This window comes from Pseudomonas sp. Au-Pse12 (assembly GCF_021341665.1).
Classification (GTDB): Bacteria; Pseudomonadota; Gammaproteobacteria; order Pseudomonadales; family Pseudomonadaceae; genus Aquipseudomonas.
This window is the reverse complement of sequence record NZ_JAJTTH010000002.1, coordinates 745,425-772,424: the sequence shown is the minus strand read 5'-3', so window position 1 is coordinate 772,424 and position 27,000 is coordinate 745,425. Positions and strand designations below refer to the sequence as shown.

The 27,000-nt window shown below is 60.9% G+C and carries 20 protein-coding genes and 2 CRISPR repeat arrays; of the genes, 13 read left to right on the top strand and 7 right to left on the bottom strand.

Annotated elements, in window-relative coordinates; all coding sequences use genetic code 11:
• The first annotated feature begins 24 nt into the window (after window positions 1-24).
• The 9 genes from LXM55_RS08145 (at window position 25) to LXM55_RS32615 (ending at window position 12,340) form a co-directional block, all read left to right on the top strand.
• The gene (locus LXM55_RS08145) at window positions 25-207 is read left to right on the top strand and encodes a hypothetical protein (RefSeq protein WP_233319907.1); all 183 of its coding nucleotides are present in this window, start codon (window positions 25-27) and stop codon (window positions 205-207) included.
• Window positions 180-1,157 carry a type I-F CRISPR-associated endonuclease Cas1f gene (gene cas1f / locus LXM55_RS08140; RefSeq protein WP_233319906.1) on the top strand — a complete coding sequence of 326 codons (978 nt, stop codon included), beginning with the start codon at window positions 180-182 and terminating at the stop codon, window positions 1,155-1,157. Before LXM55_RS08145 ends, cas1f begins: the two co-directional genes overlap by 28 nt.
• Window positions 1,154-4,540, top strand: coding sequence for a type I-F CRISPR-associated helicase Cas3f (gene cas3f / locus LXM55_RS08135; protein WP_233319905.1), 3,387 nt, complete (start codon window positions 1,154-1,156; stop codon window positions 4,538-4,540). The genes cas1f and cas3f overlap by 4 nt, the downstream gene beginning before the upstream one ends.
• Window positions 4,541-4,672: 132 nt before the next feature.
• A complete protein-coding gene (csy1, locus tag LXM55_RS08130; protein ID WP_233319904.1) occupies window positions 4,673-6,019 on the top strand; it encodes a type I-F CRISPR-associated protein Csy1 in 1,347 nt (448 codons plus the stop codon).
• On the top strand, window positions 6,012-7,001 hold the full coding sequence (csy2, locus tag LXM55_RS08125; RefSeq protein ID WP_233319903.1) for a type I-F CRISPR-associated protein Csy2: 990 nt from the start codon (window positions 6,012-6,014) through the stop codon (window positions 6,999-7,001). The genes csy1 and csy2 overlap by 8 nt, the downstream gene beginning before the upstream one ends.
• A 28-nt stretch (window positions 7,002-7,029) precedes the next feature.
• Complete coding sequence (gene csy3 / locus LXM55_RS08120; protein WP_233319902.1) at window positions 7,030-8,052, top strand: type I-F CRISPR-associated protein Csy3; 1,023 nt, start codon at window positions 7,030-7,032, stop codon at window positions 8,050-8,052.
• Between the two features lie 3 nt (window positions 8,053-8,055).
• On the top strand, window positions 8,056-8,619 hold the full coding sequence (gene cas6f, locus LXM55_RS08115; RefSeq protein WP_233319901.1) for a type I-F CRISPR-associated endoribonuclease Cas6/Csy4: 564 nt from the start codon (window positions 8,056-8,058) through the stop codon (window positions 8,617-8,619).
• 130 nt (window positions 8,620-8,749) lie between these two features.
• Window positions 8,750-10,097: direct repeats of the CRISPR family, unit length 28 nt; unit sequence CTTCACTGCCGTGTAGGCAGCTAAGAAA.
• Window positions 10,098-10,269: 172 nt separating this feature from the next.
• The gene (locus tag LXM55_RS08110) at window positions 10,270-11,811 is read left to right on the top strand and encodes an alkaline phosphatase D family protein (protein WP_233319900.1); all 1,542 of its coding nucleotides are present in this window, start codon (window positions 10,270-10,272) and stop codon (window positions 11,809-11,811) included.
• 373 nt (window positions 11,812-12,184) lie between these two features.
• Window positions 12,185-12,340, top strand: coding sequence for a hypothetical protein (locus tag LXM55_RS32615; protein ID WP_233319899.1), 156 nt, complete (start codon window positions 12,185-12,187; stop codon window positions 12,338-12,340).
• A 468-nt stretch (window positions 12,341-12,808) separates the two neighbouring features.
• Window positions 12,809-14,156: a CRISPR direct-repeat array (repeat unit 28 nt; unit sequence GTTCACTGCCGTGTAGGCAGCTCAGAAA).
• Window positions 14,157-14,236: 80 nt separating this feature from the next.
• On the opposite strand, the gene LXM55_RS08100 is transcribed toward LXM55_RS32615, so the two are convergent.
• Both LXM55_RS08100 and LXM55_RS08095 read right to left on the bottom strand, forming a co-directional pair.
• Window positions 14,237-16,768, bottom strand: a complete 2,532-nt coding sequence (locus LXM55_RS08100; RefSeq protein WP_233319898.1) for a PepSY domain-containing protein — start codon at window positions 16,766-16,768, stop codon at window positions 14,237-14,239.
• A 156-nt stretch (window positions 16,769-16,924) separates the two neighbouring features.
• Complete coding sequence (locus LXM55_RS08095; protein ID WP_233319897.1) at window positions 16,925-19,222, bottom strand: TonB-dependent receptor; 2,298 nt, start codon at window positions 19,220-19,222, stop codon at window positions 16,925-16,927.
• Window positions 19,223-19,429: 207 nt separating this feature from the next.
• Here LXM55_RS08095 and LXM55_RS08090 point away from each other — a divergent pair, with 207 nt between their 5' ends.
• From LXM55_RS08090 to LXM55_RS08075, 4 genes are read left to right on the top strand one after another with little or no spacing between them, the layout of a single operon-like run.
• Window positions 19,430-20,110, top strand: coding sequence for a Fe2+-dependent dioxygenase (locus tag LXM55_RS08090; RefSeq protein WP_102861107.1), 681 nt, complete (start codon window positions 19,430-19,432; stop codon window positions 20,108-20,110).
• Window positions 20,111-20,113: 3 nt separating this feature from the next.
• Window positions 20,114-20,899, top strand: coding sequence for a tetratricopeptide repeat protein (locus LXM55_RS08085; protein WP_233319896.1), 786 nt, complete (start codon window positions 20,114-20,116; stop codon window positions 20,897-20,899).
• 54 nt (window positions 20,900-20,953) lie between these two features.
• Window positions 20,954-21,217: a CopG family ribbon-helix-helix protein gene (locus tag LXM55_RS08080; protein ID WP_083236103.1), complete on the top strand. Its 264-nt coding sequence runs from the start codon at window positions 20,954-20,956 to the stop codon at window positions 21,215-21,217.
• A complete protein-coding gene (locus LXM55_RS08075) occupies window positions 21,214-21,492 on the top strand; it encodes a type II toxin-antitoxin system RelE/ParE family toxin (RefSeq protein WP_060845068.1) in 279 nt (92 codons plus the stop codon). The genes LXM55_RS08080 and LXM55_RS08075 overlap by 4 nt, the downstream gene beginning before the upstream one ends.
• Before the next feature lie 84 nt (window positions 21,493-21,576).
• Here LXM55_RS08075 and LXM55_RS08070 read toward each other — a convergent pair whose 3' ends face one another.
• The 5 genes from LXM55_RS08070 to LXM55_RS08050 form a co-directional block, all read right to left on the bottom strand.
• Window positions 21,577-22,740 (bottom strand): type III PLP-dependent enzyme, encoded by a 1,164-nt coding sequence (locus tag LXM55_RS08070; RefSeq protein ID WP_233319895.1) that lies wholly within the window; start codon window positions 22,738-22,740, stop codon window positions 21,577-21,579.
• A gap of 651 nt (window positions 22,741-23,391) precedes the next feature.
• A complete protein-coding gene (locus tag LXM55_RS08065; protein ID WP_233319894.1) occupies window positions 23,392-24,549 on the bottom strand; it encodes an osmoprotectant ABC transporter ATP-binding protein OsmV in 1,158 nt (385 codons plus the stop codon).
• On the bottom strand, window positions 24,546-25,199 hold the full coding sequence (locus LXM55_RS08060) for an ABC transporter permease (protein ID WP_233319893.1): 654 nt from the start codon (window positions 25,197-25,199) through the stop codon (window positions 24,546-24,548). Before LXM55_RS08060 ends, LXM55_RS08065 begins: the two co-directional genes overlap by 4 nt.
• 15 nt (window positions 25,200-25,214) lie before the next feature.
• Window positions 25,215-26,111: a glycine betaine ABC transporter substrate-binding protein gene (locus LXM55_RS08055; RefSeq protein WP_233319892.1), complete on the bottom strand. Its 897-nt coding sequence runs from the start codon at window positions 26,109-26,111 to the stop codon at window positions 25,215-25,217.
• 24 nt (window positions 26,112-26,135) lie between these two features.
• Window positions 26,136-26,852 (bottom strand): ABC transporter permease, encoded by a 717-nt coding sequence (locus LXM55_RS08050; protein WP_233319891.1) that lies wholly within the window; start codon window positions 26,850-26,852, stop codon window positions 26,136-26,138.
• Window positions 26,853-27,000 lie beyond the last annotated feature (148 nt).

Here is a 27,000-nt window from a genome sequence, read left to right as displayed (position 1 = left end):
CCCAAAAGCATTGAGTAGCAACCGGTGACCTTCAAACTTCGCCAGCAGGTTTGCCCGGCAGCTCTATTTGCACTGGCGCGAGGCAACGATCTGAATTTCCAACGTGGCATAGACGAACAACCCGACATTGCTTATAACCGCTACCGCTCAATGGACGATGCAGCAGGCGGCTCTCTCTCATGGAAGACATCAGCTCCGCAGATCTAAAAACGATTCTTCATTCCAAGCGCGCCAATATCTATTACCTGCAGCACTGTCGGGTGCTGGTTAATGGTGGTCGGGTCGAGTATGTAACCGATGCCGGCAAGCAGTCGCTGTACTGGAATATCCCAATCGCCAATACCACGACCGTGCTACTGGGGACCGGCACCTCAGTCACCCAGGCAGCCATGCGCGAACTGGCCAAGGCTGGCGTTCTGGTGGGGTTCTGCGGGGGCGGTGGCACGCCGTTGTTCAGCGCCAATGAGATCGATATTGAAGTCGCTTGGTTTTCCCCACAAAGCGAATATCGCCCCACTGAGTATCTGCAACGCTGGGTGCGGTTCTGGTTCGATGAACAACAACGTCTGGAGGCGGCCAAGGCTTTCCAGAGGTTGCGCCTGGGCTGCATCCGGCAGCATTGGCGGTCGCAGGGGCCCCTGGCAAAAGCCGGTTTCGACATCGACTCTTCGGCGCTGGAGTCCGCCTTGGCGCAATCGCTGAGCTCATTGAATGCTGCTCCGGACGTGACTTACCTGCTGACCGAAGAGGCTCGCCTGACCAAGCGCCTGTTCAAGTTGGCCGCAACGGCAACCGCTTATGGCGATTTCGTCCGGGCCAAAGGTGGCAGTGGCGTAGACCCAGCCAATCGATTTCTCGATCACGGCAACTACCTGGCTTACGGTTTGGCGGCGACCGCCACCTGGGTGCTGGGGTTGCCTCATGGGCTGGCGGTGCTGCATGGCAAGACTCGCCGCGGGGGCCTGGTTTTTGATGTAGCCGATTTGGTGAAGGATGCGCTGGTGTTGCCTCAGGCCTTTCTGTCGGCCAAGCGAGGTGACGACGAACAAGCCTTCCGCCAGGCTTGCATTGACAACCTGACCCGTGGTGAAGCCCTGGATTTTATGATCGACAGTCTCAAGGCTGTCGCTCAGCAGATGGAGCAGCGGGCGTTATGAACGTCATGCTGATCTGTCAGTGCGATAAAAAGGCCTTGGTGCAAAGCCGGCGAATTCTCGATCAGTTTGCCGAACGGCGTGGCGAGCGTACTTGGCAAACACCCATCACGCAGGCCGGCCTGGATACCCTCAGACGCTTGCTCAAGAAAAGCGCCCGCCGCAATACCGCGGTGGCCTGCCACTGGATTCGCGGGCTGGATCACAGCGAGCTGTTGTGGATCGTCGGTGACGCCAAGCGTTTCAATGAACAGGGGGCGGTGCCGACCCATACCACTGCGCGCAATGTGCTACGCAAAGACGATGAAAATGATTGGCATTGTGCTGAAGACATCTCGCTGCTGACGCAGATGGCGGCGCTGCTGCACGACTTGGGCAAGGCCAGCATTGCCTTCCAGAACAAACTGCGCCTGCGCAGTGTGGAAAGGAACCTGTATCGCCATGAGTGGGTGTCACTGCGTTTGTTCCTGGCGTTCGTTGGTTCTGATGATGATCCCAGCTGGTTGCGGCGGCTGGCGGCGCCCACGGACGAGGATGACAACAGTTGGCTGGCGGCAGGCCGTTATCAGCGCGATGGGCTCGATGCCGCGACGCCCCCGCCCTTCAAACAGCTTGCGCCGTTGGCGGCCGCCATTGCCTGGCTTGTGGTCAGCCACCACCGTTTGCCCACACTGCCCAGTTGGGATGAGAGCACCAACGGAGAACAGCAATGGCTGGGCAAGAAGTCTGCCCGTTTCAATCCGTCGATGCTGGACAACCTGATCGAGGGCATCACCCACGAGTGGAATGAGTGCAGCCGCCCAGCCTCCATCGAGGACGTCGAGGTTTTTTGGCAGTTCGAGCATGGGCTGCCGGTGACTTGGCCCAAATGGCGGGCGCAGGCTGCCAAGCTCGCCAATCGCCTGCTGACACTGCAAGCCAAGCCCGGTCATGGCGACTGGCTGAACAACCCCTATGTCATGCATCTGGCTCGTATGAGCCTGATGTTGAGCGATCACTACTACTCCAGCTTGCCGCCCGAGTCGGGCCAACGGGTAAAGGGCGATGACAAGCATCCTTTGTTTGCCAACACGCACACCGATGGCCAACTCAAGCAGCCCCTGGACGAACACCTGCTCGGGGTGGCGCGCATGGCCCGCAGCGTCGTTCACGGCCTGCCTGGTTTCGAGCGTCATTTACCCCGCTTGGCCCGTCATCCAGGTTTGCGCAAACGCAGCGGTGCCCCTCGTTTCAGTTGGCAGGACAAGGCCGCGGATGCCGCAACAAGCCTGCGCGTGGAGGCACAACAGCACGGCGCCTTTATCGTCAATATGGCCTCCACCGGATGCGGCAAGACGCTGGCCAATGCCCGAATCATGTACGCTCTGGCCGACCCACAGATCGGTATGCGTTGTACCTTCGCCCTGGGCCTGCGCACCCTGACCCTGCAAACCGGCCACAGCTACCGCGAGGATCTGAACCTGGGTGAAGACGACCTGGCCATCAGGGTCGGAGGTTCTGCAAGCCGGGCCTTGTTCGACTACCACCAAGCCGAGGCCGAGGCCTGCGGGTCGGCCTCTACCCAAGCCCTGATCGAAGAAGACAGCCATGTGCGTTATGAGGGCGCTATGGAAGCCCATGGCCTGTTGTCCAAGGTGATGAATAATCCCCAGATCACGGCCCTGCTCAATGCGCCGATGCTGGTGTGCACCATCGATCACCTGATGCCCGCGACCGAAGCACAGAGAGCCGGTCGGCAGATAGCGCCCATGTTGCGCCTGCTCAGCAGTGACCTGGTTCTTGATGAGCTGGATGACTTCGACCTCGCCGACCTGCCTGCGCTGACGCGTCTGGTGTATTGGGCCGGCCTGTTGGGCACCCGGGTGCTGCTATCGTCGGCGACCCTTCCTCCGGCTCTGCTGGAGGGGATGTTCCAGGCTTATCGTGCTGGCCGTCTGCATTACCGACGCAATCGAGGAGAGCCCGGTTCTCCCGTCAGCGAAATCCCTTGCCTGTGGGTTGATGAGTTCGGTGCCCACAAGGGCACTTGCAACAGCGCCGAGAGCTTTGTCCAGCAACACAGCGTATTCGTTGGGCGCCGTGTACAGGCGCTTGAGGGCATCGAGCCACGCCGGCGCGGCGAGCTCATTCCTCTGAAGATCGATGCGCAGCCCGTGGGTGCCATGCGTCGCGCTTTTGCTGAACACGTCCACGCGGCGATGCTGCAAGCGCATGCACGCCATGCCGAGGCATGTCCGTACAGTGGCAAGAAAATCAGCGTTGGCCTGGTGCGTATGGCGAACATCGAACCCTTGTTCGACGTTGCCCAAGCGCTGTTCGCATTGGGGGCTCCAGTTGGCCAGCGCATTCATCTGTGTGTTTATCACTCGCGTTTTCCGCTGTTGTTGCGTTCGGCCATCGAAGCTCAGTTGGACAGTTGCCTGAACCGTAGGGAGCCGAATGCACTGTATGCCCATCCGCAGATACGCCAGTTGATTGATCAGTACCCCGAGCAGGATCAGTTGTTTGTGGTGCTGGGGTCGCCGGTTACCGAAGTAGGGCGCGACCATGACTACGACTGGGCAGTGGTCGAGCCTTCATCGATGCGTTCACTGATCCAGCTCGCCGGTCGTGTACAGCGCCACCGTGATCGTCCCTGCCAGAGCGCCAATGTCCTGGTGTTCGACAGCAATCTGCGACATTTCGAGCAGCCAGGTGCCGCGGCCTTTATCCGACCTGGATTCGAGAGTGAGAGTGGCCAGCGCGAGCACCCTTGGCGCCTGGCCAGCCATCGCCTTGCTCAACTGCTGGATCAGGCCGATTACCAGTGCATCAGTGCCCGCCCTCGAATCCAGCCCAGGGCCACCGAGGCTTGGCGCCCTAAGCTCAACCTGGTGGATCTGGAGCATGCGCGGATCAGTGCGCAGATGCTGCCCAAGGATCGGAGCGGCTTGGGTAAACCGACGCCACGCGGGGTCAAGCCTGCCTCTTTCGAACTGGATGCGGCCTGCGCGTGGCAGTACCCCCAGGCCGCCCTGACCTGGGCTCTGCCACAGCAGCAACCCTTCCGCGAAAACACCGTCAGGGAAGTCGAGGTGCTGTGGTTGCCGGACGAGGATGAAGAAAACCTGGTGTTGCATCGCATCCATGAAAAATACGCCCCAGGATCAACCGAGGCCTACGTTCCCGTGACGAATCTGCTGGACGAGATCGATCTTGATAGTTTGTCAGGCCCGCGCATCGCCCCCTGGGGCCAGCACGACCTGATGCAACTGTTGGTTCGACAAACCGAGGTGCAGGGCCTTTCACTACGGGCCTGTGCCGAGCGATTTACCACCGCGAAGCTGATCGATAGCACCCAGGGCTGGCATTTTCATCCAGTGCTGGGGTTTGGCAAAAAACACTGACCCATGACGTATGTCCACGAATCACACGCTTCTTGAAGGATGATGGGCAGATTGCTAAAAACGCGATAGCTAAGTGCTATCTCGAACCGTTACGGACTTGCCATCGACAAGTTCTCTCTGCAGGGAAGGGACATGAACGAAGGATCGAATCTAGCTGCGCGCTCCACGCTTTTTCGCAACACAATCACCACATTCATCAATGAGCGGCGGGACGCAAAACTGAAAGGTGATGAGGCAGGTGATGCAACGAAGTACGAATACAGCACCTGGCTCGCCGACGCGGCCCGCCGAGTAGCGCAAATCCAGGCCGTCACCCATGTCCTCAAAGCCACCCACCCCGATGCTCGCGGCAGCAGCCTCCATGCTGCTCCGCAAACGCTGACGCAGCATCAGGAGATCGGTACCCATGTACTGGCTAGCGACTACGTTGAAGACATCGTGGGTAATGCCGCGGCGTTGGATGTGTACAAGTTTCTCAAGCTGGAGGTAGAAGGAAGCCGGCTGCTGGACTGGCTGCAGCAGGACGACGTCGATCTGCTGGCTGCCCTGAGCCCGGATCCGACCCTGGCGCAAAGTTGGGCGCAGGCCTTCAAGGGTTTGATTCGCTCGAACGAAACCCTGGTTTCCCACAGCTTGGCCAAGCAGGTTTTCTGGTGTGTTTCGGGCGAGCCAAGCGACGATGCCGGCTTTGAATTGCTGCAACCGATGTTTCCCAGCAGCCTGGTTCATGCCGTACACGCTGATATCAACGAGCGTCGCTTTGGCGAGGCCAACAAGGCGGCACGTTTGGCTCGGCGTAATCGCCAGCCCTACACAGGAACCTACGGCGATTACCCGCAACTGGTGGTGCGCAAACTCGGGGGGACCAAACCGCAGAACATCAGCCAGCTCAACAGTGAACGTGGAGGCGTGAATTATCTGTTGGCTTCTCTTCCTCCGCTTTGGAAGCAGCAGCACCCCGGCAGCGCTCTGCACCTGGATTCGGCCTTCACCCGCCTGCGGCGTTTTGAGGACGTGGATGAGTTGATCGAGGCCCTTTGCACACTGCTCCAGACCGACCCTCCGCCTACCATGCACACCCGCCTGCGGCGTGAGCGTATAGAGCGCGCGTTGGGGCGTGCCCTGGCGGCCTTCGGCCTGAGCTTTCGCGCCTCTCTCCCCGCCGGCTGGAGCCGTGATGGTCAATGCCGGCTAGCACTGTGTGAGCAGCTTTGGCTCGATCCGCAACGCGCTCAATTGCCGCCGCGTGAGGAGCACATCGAAGCGGACCAGGCCTTTACAGCAGCCTTCGCCCGACAGGCCTGGGCGGAAGAAGTTGCCCATCGCTTTGGTAACTGGCTGAACGGTATTTTGCTGCAACGCGGCTTGCCGGTAGGCGATACCGAACAGGCGCATTGGGCCAGACAGGCCGTTATCGAAGCCGAAACATTACAGTCCTGGGTCGTTGATGAACCCGTTGTGGAGGTGATGCATGGCTGAGTGTCCGCACTTTGAGCACCTGCTGGTCATCCCTCACCTGTGGGTGCAAAACGCCAACAGCCTCTCCAGTCCCCTGACCCATGGTTTTCCCTCTATTACGGCTTTCCTGGGGTTGATGTGGGCATTGGAAAGGAAAACTCATGCAGAAGGCCTCGACTTGCAGTTCAACGCAGTCAGCGTGGTCGCCCATCATCACGAAGAACAAGTGACCCACGGCGACTTCGTCAACACCCTGCGCCTGACCCGCAACCCACTCAACAGGGATGGCAGCACCGCGGCAATCGTCGAGGAAGGTCGGATCCACCTTCAGATCAGCCTGGTGTTTGCCGTACAAAGCCAAGCGCTCAATGACCAGAGCGATGGCAGAGCTATCGCGCATCAGGTACGTGAACTGTTGATGCAGATGCGCATCGCGGGAGGCAGTGTGCTCCCTTCGAGCGCCCCTCATCGCAAGCAGCAGCCTTATGTGATTCCCATGACCGGTGACGAAGAGGCGCGCGAGCGACTGTTCTATGAGACCAAGCTGCGCCTGCTGCCTGGGTTTGTACTGGTAGAGCGGCAAGATCTTCTGCAGCAGCGTCACCAGGACCTGCAAGCCAGCCAGCCCCAGGCCACGCTACTGGATGCCTGGCTGTCGCTGTCACGGATCAACTGGTCCAGCGTTACCCCCGCGAGCGAATGCGAATCCCCACGCCACACTGAATGGACCAACGATCGCAAGGGCCTGGGATGGATAGTGCCCATCCCTGTGGGTTATGGCGCGCTCACTCCACTTCAGGCAGCCGGCTCGGTTGCTCGCGCCCGTGATGCCCAGACCCCGTTCCGTTTCGTGGAGAGCCTCTATGGCGTGGGGCAGTGGATCAGCCCCCACCGCCTGCAATCGGTGCAGCAGTTGCTCTGGTACGCCGACTGCCACAGTGACGAGGGGCTGTACCGCTGCCGCAATGACTACCGTGCGCAATCAATGTCCCACTTCGACTGATAGCCCTTTTGAGCAAAGGAATACGAACATGAGCAATGACGCCCTGAAAACCGCTTCTGTCCTGGCCTTCGAACGCAAGCTTGATCCGTCCGATGCGTTGTTCCACGCCGGGGACTGGCACTCCCGAAATCATTGGGTGCCTGTCGTTGTGCGCGAAAAATCCGTACGCGGGACCATTTCCAACCGACTCAAAGCCAAGGAACTGGACCCGGCCAAGCTGGATGCCGCGATTGAAAACCCCAACCTGCAAACCGTGGATGTCGCCACTCTGCCCCACGATACCGACACCCTGCGGGTTACTTTTACCCTGCGTGTGCTGGCAGGTACCGGTCAGCCCTCGGCCTGCAACGATTTCGCCTACCGGAAAAAACTGCTGGATACCGTGCAGGGCTATGTACAGGCCAACGGTTTCAACGAGTTGGCGCGCCGTTACGCACATAACCTGGCCAACGGACGTTTCCTGTGGCGCAACCGAATGGGCGCCGAGCAGGTGCAGGTCGAGGTCGATCACCTGGTCGGAGGCAGCAGCGCCTCGCAATGGACTTTCGACAGCTTGAGTCTGTCACTGCGCCACTTCAACGAGGAGGGGGAGCACGCCAACGCCTTGCAGCAACTCACGCAGTTGATCGCCAAGGGCTTGGCCGGTGAGCAGCATGTGCTGTTGCGCATCACCGCCTACGCACGCATAGGCGCCGGGCAGGAAGTTTTTCCCTCCCAGGAGCTGATTCTGGAGCGGGGGCGCGGTGACAAGAGCAAAACGCTGTACAGCGTTGAAAACATCGCCGGAATCCACTCGCAGAAAATCGGCAACGCGCTGCGCAGCATCGACACCTGGTATCAGGAGGCAGACGGCAACGGGCCGATCGCCGTGGAACCCTATGGTTCGGTGACCACCCAGGGCAAAGCCTATCGCCAGCCACGCGGCAGCAAGGATGACTTCTACACCTTGCTGGATGGCTGGGTCTTGAAAGACCAGGTACCGCCCATTGAACAGCAACACTTCGTGATTGCCACCTTGATCCGGGGCGGCGTCTTCGGTGAGGCGGGTTGAGCCATGGATCACTACCTCGACCTGAAACTGCTGCCCGACCCGGAGTTTCCGCCGACGCAGTTGATGAGTGCGCTACTCAATAAACTTCATCGCGCGCTGCATGACGTGCGGCGAAACAATATCGGCATCAGTTTTCCCGATACTCGACACTCGATCCGCCACCTGGGCTCGCACCTGCGTCTTCACGGGAGCCACGAGGCCCTAGACCAATTGCTGGCCATCAATTGGCTGACTGGGATGCGCGACCATGTGCATATCGGCCAGCCATGCCCTGTGCCGGCACACGTGCAACATCGGCATGTCTGCCGGGTGCAGGTCGACAGCAACCCTGAACGCCTGCGGCGCCGTCTGATCAAGCGTCACGGGCTTTCCGAGGACGAGGCACGTCGGCGTCTTCCCGATACAGCAGCGAAACGCTGTGACCTGCCTTTTGCTGTCATGCGCAGCCATACCAGCCAACAAGTGTTCCACTTGTTCATCCGGCACGGCCCGCTTCTTGAGCAACCACAGGCAGGAACATTCAACGCTTATGGCTTGAGCTCAAGCGCAACGGTGCCCTGGTTTTAACCCTTTTTTCTGAGGGGACTGAGCCCTCTTGTAAAATCAATGACTTACAAGGGGGCTCAGAAAAAGGGTATGTGGAGTCTTTGGGCGCCTTTTCTGGGCGTAATCAAAGGGTTATAGGGGAAATGCTCTACTTCACTGCCGTGTAGGCAGCTAAGAAACTGGACATCGGGTCGGTGTTCGCGACCTCGGCCTTCACTGCCGTGTAGGCAGCTAAGAAAAACTCAGTGGACAGCATGAAGCCGCTGCAGAGCTTCACTGCCGTGTAGGCAGCTAAGAAAACAGATGACGGCGTGCTGAACCCCCGAACCGTCTTCACTGCCGTGTAGGCAGCTAAGAAAATGAAAGGCCCGAGCGTTTCGCGTGGCCTGTTCTTCACTGCCGTGTAGGCAGCTAAGAAAAATGACCGAGGAAGATCAGGCGCGAGCCGCTGCTTCACTGCCGTGTAGGCAGCTAAGAAAACCACGTCTGCTTAAGTTTCACTCTTCACGCTCTTCACTGCCGTGTAGGCAGCTAAGAAAAAGAAGACCTGCGTCAAGCAGGCCTACAAGTACTTCACTGCCGTGTAGGCAGCTAAGAAAACCGACCGCGCAACACCGCCGCGACCGCCATTCTTCACTGCCGTGTAGGCAGCTAAGAAATAGATAGCGCTCGTATTGCCGCTTCCTACATCCTTCACTGCCGTGTAGGCAGCTAAGAAAATGGCGACCTCATTAAGCGCCGTGGCGGCTTGCTTCACTGCCGTGTAGGCAGCTAAGAAAATCCAGTTCTTCAGGTTGTTGGCTGCCTCATCCTTCACTGCCGTGTAGGCAGCTAAGAAAACAATGCTTGCACTTGATCGCTTCCGCTTTGACTTCACTGCCGTGTAGGCAGCTAAGAAATTAAACGTGTGGTTCGTCAGACAGCTGACGGGCTTCACTGCCGTGTAGGCAGCTAAGAAAAGGGCTATTCCGATGCTCGGGTGATCGAGCATCTTCACTGCCGTGTAGGCAGCTAAGAAAACCGAAGGATCGCTCAAGGTCATGCTCGTAGCCTTCACTGCCGTGTAGGCAGCTAAGAAACAGGCATGGGCCCTGAAAGCGCCCGAGCGTTTCTTCACTGCCGTGTAGGCAGCTAAGAAAAGGGCGTGCAGTGGGGCGCCCGTCCGCACTCCCTTCACTGCCGTGTAGGCAGCTAAGAAATGGAGCGCCTGACATGGACATGCTGGAGAGACCTTCACTGCCGTGTAGGCAGCTAAGAAATTCAACCCCAGGGCCTTATGGCGCTTGCCCCACTTCACTGCCGTGTAGGCAGCTAAGAAAGCCCGGAAGTTTGCGTTTTCACGCAGCACCTCCTTCACTGCAATGTAGGCAGCTAAGAAAGAGGTAATCAGCCTGGTAGGCCTCAAGACCACCTTCACTGCCGTGTAGGCAGCTAAGAAATTATCGCTGGCATCGGTCACCGAAGTGTCAGCCTTCACTGCCGCATAGGCAGCCAAGAAATGCTACGTCCCGACTGACCGTCATTGCTGGGGAGGCACTGCCGTGCAAACCATTGAAAAAGAGCGACTCAAGAGCACTCGGTTGAGCCAGGTCACGCCTCGCCACTGTCCTGTCACACCCCCTTCATCCCCGCTGACTAAGGTTGCCTTTTGACCATTGTCAGGGAGTCACCATGAGCGAGTTCAACCTCGGCCGTCGTCGGATCATGCAAATCGCCGGGGCGGGGCTGTTGCTGCCGAGCCTGGCGCCGGCGGTGATTGCGTCGGTCAAGGATCGGCCGCAGCTCACCGATGGGGTGCAGTCCGGGGATCTGCTGGGGGATAAGGCGATGATCTGGAGCCGCAGCGATCGCCCGGCGCGGATGGTGGTGGAGTGGGACACGCGAAGCATGTTCAGCAACCCCCGGCGTTTCATCTCGCCCCTGGCCGATGCGCGGACCGACTTCACGGCGCGGGTGGAGTTGACCGGGTTGCCGGCCGATCAGGCGATCTTTTATCGGGTGACCTTCGAGGACGCCCAGAGCGGTGTGGCCAGTGAGCCGTGGTTCGGCCATTTGCGCAGTGCGCCGACGCAACGCCGGGACATCCGTTTTGTCTGGAGCGGTGACACGGTGGGCCAGGGCTTCGGCATCAACCCGGACATCGGTGGCATGCGTATCTATGAGGCCATGCGCCTGCGCTTGCCGGACTTCTTTATCCACAGCGGCGACACCATCTACGCCGACGGCCCGGTGCCGGCGCAGTTGACCGTGGAGGACGGGCGCATCTGGCGCAATATCACCACCGAGGCCAAGAGCAAGGTGGCTGAAACCCTGGACGAGTACCGGGGCAACTACCGCTACAACCTGATGGACGACAACCTGCGCCGCTTCAACGCCGAGGTGCCGCAGATCTGGCAGTGGGACGACCATGAGGTGGTCAACAACTGGTCGCCCGGCAAGCAGTTGGACGAGCGCTACGCGGTCAAGGACATCCAGACCCTGGTGGGCCGCGCGCGTCAGGCGTGGCTGGAGTATGCGCCGATGCGCCGGCAGAGCGCCGATGGCGGCGGGCGGATTTACCGCAAGCTCAGCTATGGGCCGCTGCTGGATGTTTTCGTGCTGGACATGCGCAGTTATCGCGGCGCCAACGATGACAACCTCGGTGGCGCGAAACCCTTCCTGGGCCGTGAACAGCTGGATTGGTTGAAGCGCGAACTCAAGGACTCTTCGGCCCAGTGGAAAGTGGTGGCGGCGGACATGCCGATTGGCCTGGGTGTGCCGGATGGCGAGGTCAGCCCGGGCGTGGCGCGCTGGGAGGCGATTGCCAACGGTGACCCGGGACCGGCCCAGGGGCGTGAGCTGGAGATTGCCGAACTGCTGGCGCACCTGCGCAAGCACCAGGTGCGCAACCATGTGTGGCTGACGGCCGATGTGCATTACTGCGCGGCCCACCATTACCACCCGGATCGCGCGGCGTTCCAGGATTTCGAGCCGTTCTGGGAGTTTGTTGCAGGCCCCCTGAATGCCGGGAGTTTCGGGCCCAATGTGCTGGACAAGACCTTCGGCCCGGACGTGGTGTTCCAGAAGGCGCCGCCGGCGCAGAACACCTCGCCCTTTGCCGGCTTCCAGTTCTTTGGCGAAGTGCAGATTGACGGGCAGAGCGCCGAGCTGAGCGTGATCCTGCGGGACCTGGATGGCGTGGCGGTGTACGAGCAAAAACTGCAGCCGGTGTAGGCGTTCCCGCCCACACCACGCCCCGTAGAAGCCGGCCTCAAGCCTGGCTTGCCTTTTCTCCTTGTCGTTCAATCCGGGGCAGTCGTTATTACAGGCTGCGTCCCGGCTTGTTGCAGCCTTTGGCAGTGGCAACAGTCGGTCGAGTCTCTTTCTTTTGTAAGGCGTTTCCGGGGCACTCCTTGGCGCCTGCGGCTACCTACCCGGCTGACTAGCCTCGGCTTGTCACTGCCTATCGGTGATCGGGACTAGCAGCCCGGGTCGGACGCAAGCAACGTATGCGGTGTTCTGTCATGGCGGCTGTGCGTGGGGGCGCCTTCGGGCGCACCGGTTCCCCCTTCGCCGTCCTTCCTGGCATTAGCGCCTCCATGTTTCCATGCTGCTCAAGGCGGCCGAGGAGGTGTCCGACGAGATCACCGAGCATGCCAGTGGCATCGAACTTGGCTTGATCTGGTCCTTGGTGCATTCGGTGGAAATGGCCCATGGCGTGGTCGATGCCTTGCTCGACGGTAATCGTCACGCTCCCGGTTGATGTAGCCAAAGCACCGACTGTGGCGAGGGGCTAGCACTGGCAGACTGCTTATTGTGGCGAGGGAGCTTGCTCCCGCTGGCGTGCGCAGCGCGCCCAAGGCCAGCCATTGCAGCCTGTCAGACAGACCTCGCACTCAGGAGTTACGGCTGCTGCGCAGCCGAGCGGGAGCAAGCTCCCTCGCCACAGCCCTCTTTTCAGCACCCTCGGCTATGGCGGTAGCAGGCCGCCTCCAACACAGAGCCCATCGCTAGCCAGCGGTCCCCGCCTTCGGAGAAATCCAGGCTAAACCTCATGTGCTCAGATAATCTGAATGCCATGATCTGGCCCTATGCTGCTGACCCTCTTTTTGAGCCGGTGGGATGCTCCTTGTAAAATCAAGCAGTTACAGAGGGCAATAAAAAGAGGGTTAAATGTGCTGTCGAGCTATATCTCTCTTTAAAATCTTGGGGTTAGGGGGAGAGAGCTCTAGTTCACTGCCGTGTAGGCAGCTCAGAAAATGTCCATGCGCACCATCTCGTTCAGCATGCGGTTCACTGCCGTGTAGGCAGCTCAGAAATGACCAGTCAGGCGAAGTAACCTATCAGCAGCGTTCACTGCCGTGTAGGCAGCTCAGAAAACCACCAGCCCCTCCACCCGTTGCTGAATTGGGTTCACTGCCGTGTAGGCAGCTCAGAAAAACTCGCTGCGATCGAGAGCGGGATGCTTTCTGTTCACTGCCGTGTAGGCAGCTCAGAAAATCGACGCACTTCACGCACTCCCAAACCAGTGGTTCACTGCCGTGTAGGCAGCTCAGAAATTGCCGTCCAGGACAACCCGGGCGCGCAGCCGGTTCACTGCCGTGTAGGCAGCTCAGAAAAAGAAGCAGCCGCTGCGGGCGCATGAGAGCGCGTTCACTGCCGTGTAGGCAGCTCAGAAAAGTCGGGCTTGCTCATTTCAATTGACCCCAACGTTCACTGCCGTGTAGGCAGCTCAGAAAACAAGCCATTGTGTTTGCTGGGCTAGATGTGTGTTCACTGCCGTGTAGGCAGCTCAGAAAAGCAGGAAGCGAATAATGAAACTCGAGCAGCCGTTCACTGCCGTGTAGGCAGCTCAGAAAAAAAGCCAGGCGCAAGTTGTCGCTGACGCGATGTTCACTGCCGTGTAGGCAGCTCAGAAAAGGGCCAGCTCATGACCCATTCAGCCCAGCAGGTTCACTGCCGTGTAGGCAGCTCAGAAATATAGTGGCATGGGCAATAATGGCCTTACGCAGTTCACTGCCGTGTAGGCAGCTCAGAAAAATTCATCGCTGAGCAGACCTCGGCGCTGCACGTTCACTGCCGTGTAGGCAGCTCAGAAAGGCGAGGGTGGCGTACAGCTGACCGAGATCCCGTTCACTGCCGTGTAGGCAGCTCAGAAAGGCACAACGGCGTTGCACGTCGCGATGGCCAAGTTCACTGCCGTGTAGGCAGCTCAGAAATGTTCCCGCTGCCAACAGGTTGACGGCTCGGGGTTCACTGCCGTGTAGGCAGCTCAGAAATCGGGCTGAACGTTGCGAATGTCGCGCAAGATGTTCACTGCCGTGTAGGCAGCTCAGAAACGCCAGTCTCATATGATGGCTCGGCGCCGCGCGTTCACTGCCGTGTAGGCAGCTCAGAAAATCGTCGTGCACGTAAACCGGTTTGCCGTCTTGTTCACTGCCGTGTAGGCAGCTCAGAAATCGACGACAGCGGGACCACCTGCAGCCTGTCGGTTCACTGCCGTGTAGGCAGCTCAGAAAAGCTCAACGCCAGCGACGCGATCATCGAAGAAGTTCACTGCCGTATAGGCAGCCAAGAAAGAAAATATAGACCCCACGGTCCTGGCCTCAGCCACCGATAGCTGTTGTGTAGCGAGGGAGCAAGCCCCCTCGCCAATGGCTCAGTAAACGTCGCGGCGATAGCGCCCTTGCTCGATCAGGCGTTCGACGTGGTCTGCACCCAGCACCTCGTTGAGCACCTGGTCCACCCCCGAAGCCATGCCCTGCAAGCTGCCGCAGATGTAGATCGCGGCGCCGTCGGCCAGCCATTTTTTCAGTTCGTCGGCCGCTTGGCGCAGGCGATCCTGGACGTAGACCTTCTCGGCCTGGTCCCGCGAGAACGCCAGGTCCAGGCGGGTCAGGTCGCCACGGGTGCGCCACTCCTGCAGTTCATCCTTGCAGTAGAAGTCATGCTCGGCATTGCGCTCGCCAAAGATCAGCCAGTTGCGTTGCTGGCCGTCGGCTATGCGTGCCTTGAGCAGGCTGCGCAAGCCGGCCAGCCCGGTGCCGTTGCCCAGCAAGATCAGCGGGCGAGGTTCGGCCGGTAAGTGGAAGCCGCTGTTGCGGCGTACCCGCAGGCTGATGCTCGAACCCACCGCGGCGTGCTCGGTGAGCCAGCCGGAACCAATTCCCAGGCTGCCATCGGGGTGGCATTCCTGACGCACCAGTAACTCCAGGCAACCATCGGCGGCAATCGAGGCGATGGAGTACTCGCGCATGCTCAAGGGCACCAGGGCGTCCACCAGGGCCTGGGCATGCAGGCCTACCAGATGACTGCGGATGTCCGGGAGCTGGCGGCTGCCCAGGGCTTGTTCGAGGCTTTCCTGCAGGCCGTCCAGTTGCACCGGGGTGCTGCCGGAGAGGCCCAGGCCCGTGAGGAAATCCACAACCGCGCCGCGGCTGTTGCGCGGCATCACTTCCACCAGATCCCCGGCCAGCCAGCTGCTGGTGCTGGGGGCCAGCAGTTGCAGCAGGTAGACCCCGGAGCCGCTGCTGTCTGGGTTGAGCAGGCTGCGGCTCTTCAAGGTCCAGTTGTCGAAGGCCGGGGCCTGCCACAGGTCCACCGGCGCATGGCCGGTGAGCTGCCCCAGTTGCTGCTGCCAGTGGCGCAGGGCGTAGCTGTCGCCGCTGTCCACGTCGATGGGGGCGAACAGGCTACTGGCGCCTTGGTTCGCCAGCCAGTCGTGCAGGCGCCGGGCAAAACCGCAGAAGTGCGGGTACTGGCGGTCGCCCAGGCCGAGCACGGCGTAGTGCAGGCCGGGCAGCGACAGTTCGCGGTTCAGCAGTTTGCGCTCGAAGCCGCGGGCGCTGTCCGGGGCTTCGCCGTCGCCAAAGGTGCTGGCCACGAACAGCGCGCGCTGGGCGCCACGCAGGTCCTGTTCGCTGAGGCTACCCAGGGGCAGGACCCGGGCGGCGATTCCCGCGGCCTGCAATTGCCCGGCGCTCTGCCAGGCCAGTTGTTCGGCAAAACCGCTCTGGCTGGCGAAGCCGATCAGCCACGCCGAGCCATCGTTGGCGGCGCTTTCCAGGCCCTGGCGAGCGTTCTTGATCTGGCGTTTCTTGCGCCGGCGATCCAGGTACAGCAGCCAGCCGGTGATGAAGAACAGCGGCATGCTCAGTGAGGCCAGGGCCAGGGCGATGCGTCCGATCAGGCCGAAGTAGCTGCCCACGTGCAGGGCGTAGACGCTGGTGAGCAGTTGCGCCTTGACGCTCTGGTCGGCGTAGCGCTCATGACGGCTGATGACCCCGGTGGCGGGGTCCAGGGTCAGTTGGTTCAGGGCGCGATCGTGGGGCGAATCCTTCAGCAGGTAGAACACCGTCGCCGGCTGCCCGGCCACCGGCGGCATGCGGATGTTGTAGGCGCTGAGGTCCTTGCCGGCGGCGCTGTAGAGGCTGCTCCACAGGGCGTTGTAGTCCGCCACCGGGGCCGGGCCCTTGGGCGGCGGGCCGCCGCGGCCGCCACGCTGGCGTTCACTGTGGGGCGAGTCGGAGAGCAGCTTGGTCAGGCCTTCCCGGTACCAGTCGTAGGACCAGTACAGGCCGGTGAGGGCGAACAGCAGGTAGAACAGCAGGCACCAGGTGCCGAACACCGCGTGCAGGTCCCAGTTGAAGCCGCGGCCTTTCTTGGCCCAGTCCAGGGTCAGCCATACCCGCCAGTTGCCGACCTGGCGCGGCCAGCGCAGGTACAGCCCGGACAGGCAGAAGAAGATCAGGATCAGGGTGCAGGCGCCGGTGATCTGCCGACCAGTGTCGCCGATGGCCAGGAAGCGGTGCAGTTGCAGCATGAAGCCGAAGAAGTCCTGGCCGACCGCGTCCCCGAGGAACTCCCCGGTGTAGGGATCGAAGTAGCGCATCTGCCCACGGCGTTCGCCCGGCGGCGGGGTGAAGAACACCCGCGCGGCGTTGCCGCTGTCGGTTTCCACCCAGAGCATGGACACCGTCTTGCCTTCGGCGGCCTGGATTTTCTCCACCAGTTCGGCGGGCGGCAGCACCCCGGCGGGGAGCTTGTCCACTTGCAAGACCGAAGGATTGAGGGCGCGCAGGATTTCGTCCTGGAACGACACGGTCGCCCCGGTAATGCCCATCAGGGCCAGGACCAGCCCCGCGCTGATGCCGAAGAACCAGTGCAGCTGGAACAGGGTTTTCTTCAACACATCACTCGCCTTGTTCGTCCAGAGAGAGGAAACACGGCGCGCATTATGCCGTGTGTTGTCGAGAAGCATTCGTTTTTACACGCAAAAGCCCCAGGCATTGAAATGCGTGGGGCTTGGCTGCCTGTGGCCGGGGCCACAGGAAGGTGGTGCGGTGGATCAGAAGTGGAAGTTGGCGCTCATCAGGGCGGTACGGCCGGCGGCCTGGTTGGCGAAGTGCGCCGAGTAGGCCTTGTCGTAGTAGGTCTTGTCGGTCAGGTTCTGCACGTTCAACTGCAGGTCGACGTTCTTGGTCAGCTTGTAGCTGGCCATGGCGTCGTAGCGGGTGTAGGACGGCACGTACACGGTGTTGCCGGTGTCGCCGTAGACTTGGTCGACATAGAACGCACCGCCACCAACGGTGAATTTCGGGGTGATGGCGTAGGTGCTCCACAGGCTGAAACTGTTCTTCGGCGTGTTGGGCATTTCATTGCCTTTGGCCGAGGCTGCACCGGCGGTGATCACGCCGTTACGACCGGTCAGGCCTGCCTCCACCAGTTCGCTCTTGAGGTAGCTATAGCCGGCGAAGACTTGCCATTTGTCGGTGATCTTGCCGCTGGCGCCCAACTCCAGGCCATCGACACGGGACTCGCCGGCGTTCTGGTAGGTCAGGGCGTCGACCAGGACCCGGGTGTTTTTCTTCTCGGTGCGAAATACCGCAGCGGTGAGGGACAGGCGGTCGTTGAGCACGTTCCACTTGGTGCCCAGTTCGTAGTTGACCGTCTCTTCAGGTTGCAGGTCGCTGGTGCTGGCGCCTGCGGCCAGGGGGTTGCCTTCTGCGCCTTCACCCACCAGGGCGCCGGCCGGGGTGGCCGAGGTCGCGTAGGAGGCGTAGACGCTGCCATTTTCCATTGGCTTCCAGACCAGGCCGGCCTGCCAGTTCCAGAACTGGCTGTCGTCTTTGAGCTTGCTCCTGGCCTTGACCGTGGGCGTAGGGACGGCGTTGGTGTTGGCCACGGTGTCGAAGGTGTCGTAGCGCAGGCCAACGTTCAACAGCCATTGCGGGTCCAGCTCGATGGTGTCGAAGACGTACGCGGCGCGGCTGGTGGCCTTGGTGTTGGTGCCGTTGTAGTTGCGAGTGATGCTGCCGGTCCAAGGGTCGTTGGGGTTCGGATTGCCCAGCGAGGTGCAGCTGGGCGTGTTGCCCGGATTGCATACCTGGGCGGAGTTGCCTGCGATGTTGTAGCTGCTGACCCGGGTTTCTTCTCCGGTGAACTCAAGCCCGGTGGAGTAGTTGTGCTTGAAACCCAGCGCGTGGAACTCGCCAAACAGGTCGGTCTGGTTGGTGGTGGTCTCGGTGGTGGACACTCGCGAGTTGGCCCGGCGCCATACGGTGCCGAACTGGCTGACGTTGTGTTGGCTGTCGTCCGGCTGGGTGAGGATGTAGTCCTGGCCGGTACTGCCATGACGCAGGGTGTTTTTCAGCGTCATGTTGTCATTCAGGTCGTGTTCGATGGAGAAGGTGCTGATGTCCGCACGGGTCTTGCGGAAGTCACGGTCCTTCAGACCGTAGAAGTTGCTGCTATCACCGCCATCGGTGGGTTTGTCATGGACATGCGCGGCCTTGGGGGCTTTTGAGCCGTAGCCATAGGGAATGCCCGAATCCGGCAGGTCGTCGCTTTCCATGTGGTAGTAGCTGACGTTGACCCGGGTCGGGGTGCCCAGGCCGAAGGTCAGCGACGGTGCCACGCCCCAGCGGTCGTAGTTGACGGCGTCACGCCCCGCCACATTCTGTTCGTGGCTCATCAGGTTCAGACGGAACGCGGCACCCTCGAGGAACTGCCGGTTGACGTCCAGGGTGTAGCGTCGGGTCTGGTCGGAACCGTAGGTGAATCCACCGTTGAGGAAGTCTTGCTGCTTGGGCATCTTGCTGGTCAGGTTCAGGCTGCCGCCCGCCGAGCCACGTCCACCGAAGGCGGAGTTCGGGCCTTTGCTCACTTCAATGGTTTCGATGTCGAAGATCTCGCGGCTCTGGCCACCGGTGTCACGTACACCGTCCAGATAAGTGTCGCCCTGGGCGTCGAAACCACGAATGAACGGACGGTCACCTTGAGGGTTGCCACCTTCACCCGCACCAAAGGTGATGCCGGGTACTGTGCGCAGCGCATCTTGTAGGGAGGTGGCAGCGGTGTCCTTGAGGACTTGCTGAGGAACCACGGTGACCGAACGCGGTGTATCCACCAGCGGAGCGGTGTATTTCTGCGAGGACGCTTTTTCGACCTGGTAGGAGGTGTTGTCCTGGGCCTCACCGGTAATGCTGGTGGCATCCAGGGCAATGGCCTTGCCCGCCGTCTTTTGCTGAGTGTCTTCGGCGGCCTGGACCATATGGCCCGCAGAGCCGGCGCTGAGCGCCACGCCAATTGCAGACGCCAGCAGGCGTGGTGAACTGACAGCGGATGGTGGTTGTTGGCGTGGCATGGTTGTTCCCCTCCCCAAGGATTTGAGGCCGCGGAATATAGGGGAAAGAAACAATTGTTATCAATTGCGAAACATTACTATTCGCACTGAATTTACAATCTTTACAATTTATCCTTACGGTTTTTGCGTTCTCATTCGTCACCGGGTTTTACACAGGCAATAAGAATCAATATCATTGACGGTCTTTCGCTGCTCAGGTACCTGACCATGTTGCTGCACATCCCCGGCGTGTTCACCCGTGATGAAGTGGGGCGCATTCGTGAAGCCCTGGAGCAGGCGGACTGGGCGGATGGCAAGATCACCGCCGGTTACCAGTCGGCCAAGGCCAAGCACAACCTGCAGTTGCCCGAAGGGCATCCGCTGGCCCAGGAGATCGGCGCGGCGATGCTCGATCGTCTGTGGCAGAACCCGCTGTTCATGTCCGCCGCCTTGCCGCACAAGGTGTTCCCGCCGCTGATCAACTGCTACACCGCCGGCGGCAGTTTCGACTTCCACATCGACAACGCTGTGCGCCAGCCCAAGGGCAGCCCGGAGCGGGTGCGCACCGACCTGTCCTCGACCCTGTTCTTCAGCGACCCCGAGGACTATGACGGCGGCGAGCTGGAGATCCAGGACACCTATGGCCTGCAGCGGGTCAAGCTGCCGGCGGGGGACATGGTGCTGTACCCCGGCACCAGCCTGCACAAGGTCAACCCGGTGACCCGCGGGGCCCGCTACGCCTCGTTCTTCTGGACCCAGAGCCTGGTGCGCGAAGACAGCCAGCGCGCCTTGCTGTTCGAAATGGACGGGGCGATCCAGGAACTGACCCGGGATGTGCCCGAGCATCCTTCGCTGATCCGCCTGACCGGCACTTATCACAACCTGCTGCGGCGCTGGGTCGAGGTGTAAGCGGTGACTTTTCAACTTCGTCGCGAGGAAGTCCTCGACGGCGCGCAACTGAGCGCCATGCTCCAGCAGAGCCCGGCCCGCGCGGCCCAGGCGATCCTGGTGGCGGCCCGCGAGGGGCTGGTGGAGGCCCAGGCGCTGCTGGGGCAGATTCTGCTCGACGGCCACGGCATCCAGCAGGACCAGGCCCTGGCCTTGCGCTGGTTCGACATCGCCGCCCAAGGCGGTCACCTGATGGCCCGCAACATGCTCGGGCGCTGCCATGAGCACGGCTGGGGTTGCCCGGCGGATGCCGCCCGCGCTGCCGGGCACTATCGCCAGGCCGCCGAAGCGGGGCTGGATTGGGGCCTGTACAACTACGCCAACCTGCTGGCCACCGGCCGTGGCGTGGCGCAGAACCATGCCACGGCCCTGTCCTGCTACCGCCGCGCGGCGGACCTTGGCCATGCCAAATCGATGAACCTGCTGGGGCGTTACCTGGAGGAAGGGCTGGTGTGTCCGGCCGACCCCGAGGCGGCCCGGGACTGGTACCGGCGCTCGGCCGAGGGTGGAGATTTTCGCGGACAGTTCAGCTATGCGGCGGTGCTGGCCGATGCCGGTCGTATCGACGAAGCCGTAGATTGGCTGCAACAGGCCCTGGCCGGCGGCAATCTGAATTTCCTGCGAGTGGCTTGCGCCGCGTTGCTCAATGCCACGCATCCCGAGATTCGCGAATTGGCCCAGGCTTATCATCAGCGCGCCGCGCAATTGGGTGATGAACGGGACGTAGCGCGGCTTGCTGTGTTGGCTTAAATCACTATGATTCAAAGCTAATCGCTTTTAATCATTCTGATGCAGGTCTACCTCATGCCCGCGACAAAAGTACTGACCGCCCACATTCCCTTGGATCTGGCGGATAAGGTCGATCAACTGGCTTCTCGCCTGGAGCGCTCCCGTGCCTGGATCGTGAAGCAAGCATTGGTGGCCTGGGTTGACCAGGAAGAAGAGCGCCGCCGACTGACGCTTGAGGCCTTGGCAGATGTCGATGCTGGAAGGGTTGTCGATCATCAGTCAGTGCTGGCTTGGGCAGAGAGTCTGTCTGGCGACAACCCTCTGCCTTTACCAAAATGAGACAGTTGAAATGGACGAGCAAGGCGCTATCCGATCTGGCTCGGCTGTTTGAATTTCTCGCCCAGGTTAATCGCTCGGCTGCTGCTCGGACCGTGCAATCCCTCGTGCGGGCTCCAGATGCGCTTCTATCTAACCCTCGATTGGGAGAGCAGTTGGAGGAATTCAAGCCGAGGGATGTTCGACGGTTGCTGGTGGGGCATTACGAGGTGCGTTATGAGATTCAAGGCATGGCCTTGTCCATCCTGCGTATTTGGCATGTCCGGGAAGATCGTTGAGCCACTGAATCGCACGCATAAAAAAGCCCATGACCGGTCATGGGCTTTTTCTTGCAGCTTGTCGCTAACAGCTAGCCACTGCCCTTACAGGTAGAAGGCCTTCAGCGGCGGGAAGCCGTTGAATTCCACCGCGCTGTAGCTGGTGGTGTAGGCGCCGGTGGACAGCCAGTACAGGCGGTCACCGATGGCCAGGTTCAGCGGCAGGCCATATTTGTAGTTTTCGTACATGATGTCGGCGCTGTCGCAGGTCGGGCCGGCGATCACTACTTCTTCGACTTCACCTTTCTTCTCGGTCCAGATCGGGAACTTGATCGACTCGTCCATGGTTTCGATCAGGCCGGAGAATTTGCCCACGTCGGTGTAGACCCAGCGCTCGACGGCGGTGCGGGATTTGCGCGCCACCAGCACCACTTCGCTGACCAGGATGCCGGCGTTGGCGATCAACGAACGGCCCGGCTCCAGGATGATTTCCGGCAGGTCGTCACCGAAGTCTTCCTTGAGGAAGCGGATGATTTCCTCGGCGTAGGTTTCCAGGCTGTTGGTGCGGGTGATGTAGTTGGCCGGGAAGCCGCCACCCATGTTGATCAGCTTGAGTTCGATGCCGTCTTCTTCCTTCAGGCGTTCGAAGATCACTTTGACCTTGGCGATCGCTGCGTCCCAGACGCTGATGTCGCGCTGTTGCGAGCCTACGTGGAAGGACACGCCATAAGGCACCAGGCCCAGGTCGCGGGCGAGGATCAGCAGGTCCATGGCCATGTCGGTCTGGCAGCCGAACTTGCGCGACAGCGGCCAGTCGGCAGTGGTGGAGCCTTCGGTGAGGATGCGCACGTAGACTTTCGAGCCCGGGGCGGCCTTGGCGATGTTGCGCAGGTCGGCTTCGGAGTCGGTGGCATACAGGCGCACGCCCTTCTCATAGAAGTAGCGGATGTCCTTGGACTTCTTGATGGTGTTGCCGTAGCTGATGTTGGCCGGGTTGACGCCGCGGCCCAGCACTTTGTCCAGCTCGTAGATCGAGGCGATGTCGAAGCTGGAGCCTTTTTCGTGCAGCAGGTCGATGATCTCGACGGCCGGGTTGGCCTTGACCGCGTAGTAGACCTTGGCGAATTCGAAACCGGCGCGCAGGTCGTCGTAGGCCTGGGCGATCATCTGGGTATCGATGACCACGAATGGGGTTTCTTGCTTGTCGGCGAACGCCTTCATTTTTTGAAAGGTTTCGCGCGCAAAATAGTCTTCGACGTTAATCGACATGCGTTGGGAGCTCCTACTGGCAAACGTTAGAAATCAATGGGTGCAAATGAACGTCCTCCGTATCCCCACTTTGGTTCGCCTACTTCCCAAGGCATGTCGCCGAAAGCAAAAAGGCCATGGGAAATCTGCCCTTGGCCTTGCTGTCTCGTCGTCAGTACTTGAGCCGGATGGATCGTTTCCAGCATGGACGTTCGGCGCGAACTTTAGGCGGTGAGGGGCCTGAGATCAACAAAAAATGTCGCGTTTTTGCACTTGTCTGACGTGCGTTAACGACACCTCTCTTTGTAGCCGACACAGATGACGGGCAGATGTTCCCGAAGAAATCGCCAGTGTTAAAAATACCTGCACGTTCGACGCTTTTGCGCGCCAAGTGGCTGGTAAGTGTGAAATCGTCAACATCGGCGACGTTAGCGGCGAGAGGCGGGTGTGAGGGGGATTTTGGCTGTTTCGGAAGGTGTCGCCGGACAGCGTTCAAGGGGGTGGCTGTTGATATTTTTTTCCGGCGCGTTGGCGAGCAAAAAACCTTGTGGCGAGGGAGCTTGCTCCCGCGGACTGCGCAGCAGTTCCACTCTTTTTTGCCAAGAGGGGCCGCTTCGCGGCCCAGCGGGAGCAAGCGCCCTCGCCACAGGTTCGTTGTTGGCTATTTATTGATCAGGCAACCACCGCTTCAGCCGGCGAAACGATATTGGTCTTCATCCCCCGCGAACGCCCCGAGCTCAGGTAGGCAGCAATGGATTCCTGGGTCACCTCACCCAGGAACACCCGTTCGGCATCCAGCACCGGCAGCCACGAACGGTTGAACTCGTACATGCGCGACAGAAGAATCCGCAGGTGTTCGTCGTAGGCGGCGGTGGCGTTGAATTCGCGCAGGAACTGGGCGCAGGTGCCGGTCTGACGGTGCAGGTCGCGGCGGCGTACATAGCCCAGGGCCTTGTTCTCGGCGCAGGTCACCACCACGTAGCGCCGGTCGTGCTCGTCCATCAGTTCCAGGGCTTCGGCCACTGGGGTTTCCGGGCTCACCGACGGTGCGTTGTCCGCCGCGTCTTCGGCTTTGACCAGCAACAGGCGCTTGAGGGTGCTGTCCTGGCCGACGAAGTTGCTGACGAAGTCGTCCGCCGGGTGCGCCAGCAGGGTGTCCGGGTGGTCGATCTGCAACAGCTTGCCGGCGCGGAAGATGGCGATCTTGTCCCCCAGCTTGATGGCTTCGTCGATGTCGTGGCTGACCATGATCACGGTCTTGTTCAGTGCCCGTTGCATCTCGAAGAATTCGTTCTGGATCATCTCGCGGTTGATCGGGTCCACCGCGCCGAACGGTTCGTCCATCAGCAGCAGCGGGGCGTCCGCCGCCAGGGCGCGGATGACCCCGATACGCTGCTGCTGGCCGCCGGACAGCTCCCGCGGGTAGCGGTGCAGGTACTGCTTGGGTTCGAGCTTGATCATGCTCATCAGCTCGCGGGCGCGGTCGTGGCATTGCTGCTTGTCCCAGCCCAGCAGCTTGGGGACCACCACGATGTTTTCCTCGATGGTCATGTTGGGGAACAGGCCGATTTGCTGGATCACGTAGCCGATGTTGCGGCGCAGGGTCACTTCGTCGAGGCCGGTGGTGTCTTCACCGTTGATCAGGATCTTGCCCGAGGTGGGTCTGATCAGGCGGTTGATCATTTTCAGGGTGGTGCTTTTGCCGCAGCCGGACGGCCCGAGGAACACGCAGATCTCGCCTTCATTGACGGTCAGGCTTACGGAGTCAACGGCGGTGATGGTCTTGCCGTTGCTTTGGAAGGTCTTGGTCAGGTTTTGAAGTTCGATCATTTGAGCAGTCCTTTTGGAGTCAGCGAGCGTTGCAGCCATTGCAGAAGCAGGTCGGCGAAGATGGCCAGGAGACTGACCAGCACCGCGCCGACGATCAGCATCGACATGTCGCTGCGGCTGATGGAAGCAAGAATGAGTACGCCCAGGCCCCCGGCGCCGATGGTGGCGGCGATGGTCATGACGCCGATGTTCATCACCACGGCGGTGCGCACCCCGGCGAGGATCACCGGCACCGCGATCGGCAACTCGACCATGCGCAGGCGCTGGCCGAAGGTCATGCCGATGCCGCGGGCCGCTTCGCGGATGCCCGGCTCGACGCCGGTCAGCGCCAGGTAGGTGTTGCGCATGATCGGCAGCAGGGAATAAAGGAACACCGCAGTGATGGCCGGCAGCGGGCCCAGGCCCTGGCCGAACCTGGAGTAGAACGGCAGCAGCAGGCCGAACAGGGCGATGGAGGGGATGGTCAGCAACACCGTGGCGCTGGCCTGCAGCGGGCCGGCCAGGGTCGGGAAGCGGGTCATCAGGATGCCCAGCGGTACGCCAAAGACGATGGCCAGGGTCACGGCGATGCCTACCAGGGTGATGTGCTGCCAGGTCAGGTGCAGGACCTGAGCCCAATCGAGATGGGAAAAGGCGTTTAAAAATTCCATGTCTTCTCCTCTCTATCAGTGGTTGATCGGATGCTGGCGCAGGAAATCGGCGGCCACGGCGGAAGGGCTTTCATGGTCGACGTCGACCCGCGCGTTCAGCTGGCGCATGGTTTCGTCATCGAACAGCGCCGCCAGCGGCTTGAGGTCTGCGGCCAATTGCGGGTGGGCGTCGAGGTACACCTGACGCACCACGGGGGCGGCGGTGTAGTCCGGGAAGTAGTGCTTGTCGTCCTCCAGCAGCTTGAGCTTGAAGGCGTTGAGCCGACCGTCGGTGGTGTAGACCAGGCCGGCAAACACCTGGCCGTTGCGCAGGGCGGTGTAGACCAGGCCGGCGTCCATTTGCCGGGTGTTTTTACGGGTCAGGTTCATGTCATACAGCTTGACCATGCCGGCCATGCCGTCCGAGCGGTTGGCGAACTCGGTGTCCAGGGCCACCAGGCGGTTCTCCTCGGGCTTTTCGGCCAGGGCCTGGGTCAGGTCGCTGATGCTGTTGATCTGCGGGTGTTCCTTGGCCACGCTCTCCGGCAGGGCCAGGGCGTAGGTGTTGCTGAATTTGGACGGCGCCAACCAGACCAGGCCTTTTTTCGCGTCGAGTTCTTTCACTCGGGCGTAGGACTGCTGGCTGTCGAGTTTCTCGTCGATGTGGTTGTAGGCCACCAGCGACACCCCGGTGTACTCCCAGATCAGGTCCAGTTGCCCGCTTTCCTGGGCACTGCGGGCCAGGTTGCTGCCCAGGCCACCAGTAACGCGGGTGTCATAGCCCTTGCTGCGCAGGTACTGGGAGGTGATTTCCGCCAGCAGGGTCTGTTCGGTGAAGACTCGGGCGCCAATGCGGATCAGCGGTTTTTCCGCAGCGTGGGCCAGCCCGGCAAACAGCAGGGCGCAGCCAAGTATCAGGCTTAGTTTTTTCATGTCGGTTCCTTGTCTCGGGCGGGCTTAGGACGGGCGCAGGCCGCGTTCCAGCCAAAGGCGGCTGGCCAGGGTGACCAGGCCGTCGAGGAGCAAGGCCAGCAGTGCGGTGCAGGCGGCGCCGAGCAGCAGTTGCGGCTGATTGTTCAGGGCAATGCCGGGGAAAATCAGGCTGCCCAGACTGTTGGCGCCGATCAGGAAGGCCAGGGGCGCGGTGCCGACGTTGATCGCCAGGGCCACTCGCACGCCACCGATGATGATCGGCACGGCGTTGGGCAATTCGACTTTCCACAGCACTTGGCGCGGGGTCATGCCGATGCCGACCGCGGCTTCCTTGAGGGAGCCCTGAACGTTTTTCAGGCCTTCATAGGTGTTGCGCACGATGGGCAGCAAGGAGGCGAGGAACAACGCGAAGATGGCCGGGCCACTGCCGATGCCGAGAATCCCCAGGGCGATGGCCAGGACGGCCAGAGGGGGGACGGTGTTGCCGATGTTGAACACTTGCATGAAGCGTTCGGCGCGTCTGACCATGCTCGGGCGGCTGAGGAAGATGCCGGCGGGGATGCCGACTAGCAGTGCGGCGAGCATGGACGCCAGGACCAGGAACAGATGAGCTTGCAGGTAGAACAACAGATCGTCGCGGTAGTGTTCGATCGTAGTAATGCCGATCCAGTGGACCAGCAGGGCCAGGAGGGCGATGACCGCAGCGCCTCCTATCAGCCCTTTGCCATAGCGAATAGCCACAGGCGGACTCCTTTTTTCGGTCGGCGGGCACTTTCCCGTGTGGCAGGGCCATTCCTGGCTGCCGCGAAAGTACGCGCGAAAAGCAGCTCGTCGAGTGCCGGCAGAGCGGCGGGTGAACGAGCCATGAGCGCAGCTTCGTCAAGCTAAC

Bases quoted from the DNA above. Each gene is read 5' to 3' on its own strand.
- cas1f (WP_233319906.1), top strand. From the start codon at position 180: ATGGAAGACATCAGCTCCGCAGATCTAAAAACGATTCTTCATTCCAAG.
- cas3f (WP_233319905.1), top strand. From the start codon at position 1,154: ATGAACGTCATGCTGATCTGTCAGTGCGATAAAAAGGCCTTGGTGCAA.
- csy1 (WP_233319904.1), top strand. From the start codon at position 4,673: ATGAACGAAGGATCGAATCTAGCTGCGCGCTCCACGCTTTTTCGCAAC.
- csy2 (WP_233319903.1), top strand. From the start codon at position 6,012: ATGGCTGAGTGTCCGCACTTTGAGCACCTGCTGGTCATCCCTCACCTG.
- csy3 (WP_233319902.1), top strand. From the start codon at position 7,030: ATGAGCAATGACGCCCTGAAAACCGCTTCTGTCCTGGCCTTCGAACGC.
- cas6f (WP_233319901.1), top strand. From the start codon at position 8,056: ATGGATCACTACCTCGACCTGAAACTGCTGCCCGACCCGGAGTTTCCG.
- LXM55_RS08110 (WP_233319900.1), top strand. From the start codon at position 10,270: ATGAGCGAGTTCAACCTCGGCCGTCGTCGGATCATGCAAATCGCCGGG.
- LXM55_RS32615 (WP_233319899.1), top strand. From the start codon at position 12,185: ATGCTGCTCAAGGCGGCCGAGGAGGTGTCCGACGAGATCACCGAGCAT.
- LXM55_RS08095 (WP_233319897.1), bottom strand. From the start codon at position 19,222: ATGCCACGCCAACAACCACCATCCGCTGTCAGTTCACCACGCCTGCTG.
- LXM55_RS08090 (WP_102861107.1), top strand. From the start codon at position 19,430: ATGTTGCTGCACATCCCCGGCGTGTTCACCCGTGATGAAGTGGGGCGC.
- LXM55_RS08080 (WP_083236103.1), top strand. From the start codon at position 20,954: ATGCCCGCGACAAAAGTACTGACCGCCCACATTCCCTTGGATCTGGCG.
- LXM55_RS08075 (WP_060845068.1), top strand. From the start codon at position 21,214: ATGAGACAGTTGAAATGGACGAGCAAGGCGCTATCCGATCTGGCTCGG.
- LXM55_RS08070 (WP_233319895.1), bottom strand. From the start codon at position 22,740: ATGTCGATTAACGTCGAAGACTATTTTGCGCGCGAAACCTTTCAAAAA.
- LXM55_RS08065 (WP_233319894.1), bottom strand. From the start codon at position 24,549: ATGATCGAACTTCAAAACCTGACCAAGACCTTCCAAAGCAACGGCAAG.
- LXM55_RS08060 (WP_233319893.1), bottom strand. From the start codon at position 25,199: ATGGAATTTTTAAACGCCTTTTCCCATCTCGATTGGGCTCAGGTCCTG.
- LXM55_RS08055 (WP_233319892.1), bottom strand. From the start codon at position 26,111: ATGAAAAAACTAAGCCTGATACTTGGCTGCGCCCTGCTGTTTGCCGGG.